Below are 3,005 nucleotides of genomic sequence, written 5' to 3'. Positions count from 1 at the left end.
TCCTTCTTCACGGCCGCGACGATCTTCTGCGCCGCATCATCCAGATCATCGGCGGGGATCACGTTCAGGCCGCTGTCGCGGATGATCTGCTTGCCCTGCTCCACATTGGTGCCTTCCAGGCGCACCACCAAAGGCACCTTCAGCCCCACCGCGGTCACCGCCGCGATCACGCCGCGGGCGATCACGTCGCACTTCATGATGCCGCCGAAGATGTTCACCAGGATGCCCTTCACCGAGGGGTCCGAGGTGATGATCTTGAACGCCGCCGTCACCTTCTCCTCGGTGGCGCCACCGCCCACGTCGAGGAAGTTGGCCGGCTCCTCGCCATAGAGCTTGATGATGTCGAGCGTGGCCATAGCCAGGCCCGCGCCATTCACCATGCAGCCGATGGTGCCTTCGAGCGCGATGTAGGCGAGGTCGTATTTGGAGGCCTCGATCTCCTTGGCGTCTTCCTCGGTCTCGTCGCGCAGCGGCATCAGGTCCGGATGGCGGAACAGAGCGTTGCTGTCGAAGGTGACCTTGGCGTCCAGCACCTTGATCTTGGCGTCCTTGGTGACGATGAGCGGGTTGATCTCCAGCATCGCCATGTCGGTGTCGGTGAAGGCGGTGTAGAGCACCTCGGTCACCTTGCCGGCCTGCTTGGCCAGATCGCCGGTGAGGCCGAGCGCATCGGCCACCTTGCGGCCGTGGAACGGCTCGATGCCGGTGGCCGGATCCACCGAGAAGGAGACGATCTTCTCAGGGGTGTTGTGAGCCACTTCCTCGATGTCCATGCCGCCTTCGGTGGAGACCACGAAGGAGACCCGCGAGGTGGTGCGATCCACCAGCAGCGAGAGATAGAACTCCGCCTCGATGTCGGAGCCTTCCTCGATATAGAGGCGGTTGACCTGCTTACCGGCCGGGCCGGTCTGGGCGGTCACCAGGGTGTTGCCGAGCATCTCGCGCACGAAGGTCTTCACCTCGTCCACGGAGCGGGCGAGGCGCACGCCGCCCTTTTCACCGGCGGCGGCTTCCTTGAACTTGCCCTTGCCGCGGCCGCCCGCATGGATCTGGGATTTCACCACCCACAGCGGCCCGCCCAGTTCGGTGGCCGCCTTTTCCGCCTCATCGACCGCCAAAACCGCGACGCCGCGCGACACCGGCGCGCCGTACGTCTTCAGCAGAGCTTTCGCCTGGTACTCGTGGATGTTCATGGGGCTCCGTCCCTAAGGGTTTCGAACTGCCCCCTCCCTTTAGGGAGCGGAACACTTCGGGTGGAAACTGGCCGACCGGCTGCCCGATCGGCATGAAAACGGCGGCCCGCTAGGGGCCGCCGGGGGGATTACGCGGTCACCGGGCGAGGTCCGGTGCGAGGCTCAGGCAGGCGTCCACCAGTCCTTGGACCGCGGATACCGACTTGTCGAATTGGGCACGTTCAGAGCGATCGAGATCGATTTCCACGATCCGCTCCACACCGCGGGCCCCGATCACCGCCGGAACACCCACGTAAATATCCTTCAGACCGTATTCCCCGGACAGAGCGGCAGCCACCGGCAGCACGCGCTTCTTGTCCTTGAGATAGCTCTCGGCCATGGCGATGGCGGCAGCCGCGGGCGCATAGAAGGCCGAGCCGGTCTTCAGCAATTCGACGATCTCCGCGCCGCCATCGCGGGTGCGCTGGATGATGGCGTCGATGCGCTCCTGGCTGGTCCAGCCGATCTTGATCAGGTCCGGCACCGGAATGCCCGCCACCGTGCAATAGCGGATCAACGGCACCATGGTGTCGCCATGCCCGCCCATGACGAAGGCGGTGACGTCCTCCACCGAGACGTTGAACTCGTCCGCCAGGAAGAACCGCAAGCGGGCGCTGTCGAGCACCCCGGCCATGCCCACCACCTTGGGACGCGGCAGGCCGGACGCCCGTTGCAGCGCCCAGACCATGGCGTCCAGGGGATTGGTGATGCAGATGACGAAGGCGTCCGGGGCGTATTTGGCAATGCCGGCGCCGGCCTGTTCCATCACCTTGAGATTGACCGAAAGCAGGTCGTCGCGGCTCATGCCGGGCTTGCGGGCGATGCCAGCGGTCACGATGACCACGTCCGCGCCGGCAATATGCTCATAGGCATTGGTGCCCACGAGGCGGGAATCAAACCCCGCCACCGGCGCCAGCTCCGCAAGATCCAGCGCTTTGCCCTGGGGAATCCCTTCGGCCACATCGAACAGGACGATGTCGCCCAAGTCCTTCAGCCCCGCCAGAAGCGCGAGCGTACCGCCAATCTGGCCGGCGCCGATCAGGGCAATCTTGCTGCGCGCCATGAGGGACGAAATCCTCGGATGCAAGAGACAGCGGCCTAAGGCCGAGCGGGGCTTGACTACTCCCATCCGCAGAGGGGTTCAAGACGTCAGCGCATACGGCTTTCGCAGCGGTAGGGTTAACCGGGCGCGCGGGGACACCACGACAGGCCCCCGGTCAGGTTTCCACAAGGCCGGTGGCATCGCCGCTGGCGGCGGAATCCCCGCGTCCGTGCGGCATAGAGAGGTAATCGGAGGAGCGCATCTCGTGGAGACGCGAGACGGTGCGGGCAAACTCGAAGGCCTCGGTGCCGTCGGCGCCGGTGTAAAGCCCCTCCGGCTCGGTCTCGGCGGAGGCGATGAGTTTGACGTTATTGTCGTAGAGCGTGTCGATCAGGGTGATGAAGCGCTTGGCTTCGTTGCGCCGCTCCGGATTCAGCGCCGGGATGTCGTCCAGCACCAAAGTGTGGAAGGTGCGCGACAGCCGCAGATAGTCCGAGGCCCCCAGCGGACGCTCGCACAGATCGGCGAAGCTGAAGCGGGCGGCGCCCTGCCCCGCCCGCGGCACGGGAATGATCCGCCCCTTCATGTGCATTTCGGACGGCTTGCCGCCATCGGGACCCGCCAGGCGCAGCCAGGCCGCATCGATGGCCGCGTGGGCCGCCGCGTCGAGGGGGCTGTACCAGGTGGGCAGGCCGTCGAGCTTTTCCATCCGGTAGTCGGTGCGGGCATCG

3 protein-coding genes are annotated in these 3,005 nt (G+C 65.7%); all 3 read right to left on the bottom strand.

Going from position 1 to position 3,005, the window contains the following annotated elements; genetic code table 11:
- A partial coding sequence (sucC, locus tag AAG816_RS27710) for an ADP-forming succinate--CoA ligase subunit beta (RefSeq protein ID WP_341992938.1) occupies positions 1-1,193 on the bottom strand: 1,193 nt, incomplete at its 3' end.
- Positions 1,194-1,329: 136 nt separating this feature from the next.
- Positions 1,330-2,295 (bottom strand): malate dehydrogenase, encoded by a 966-nt coding sequence (gene mdh / locus AAG816_RS27705; protein WP_341992937.1) that lies wholly within the window; start codon positions 2,293-2,295, stop codon positions 1,330-1,332.
- A 154-nt stretch (positions 2,296-2,449) separates the two neighbouring features.
- On the bottom strand, positions 2,450-3,005 hold a 556-nt coding region (gene zapE / locus AAG816_RS27700), incomplete at its 5' end, for a cell division protein ZapE (protein ID WP_341992936.1).

This window comes from Azorhizobium sp. AG788, assembly GCF_943371865.1.
Lineage (GTDB): Bacteria > Pseudomonadota > Alphaproteobacteria > Rhizobiales > Xanthobacteraceae > Azorhizobium.
Note: the sequence above shows the minus strand (reverse complement) of the source record. Positions and strands in the feature narration are given on the sequence as shown.

Excerpts from the sequence above, each read along its gene's own strand:
- mdh (WP_341992937.1), bottom strand. The coding sequence starts at position 2,295 with ATGGCGCGCAGCAAGATTGCCCTGATCGGCGCCGGCCAGATTGGCGGT.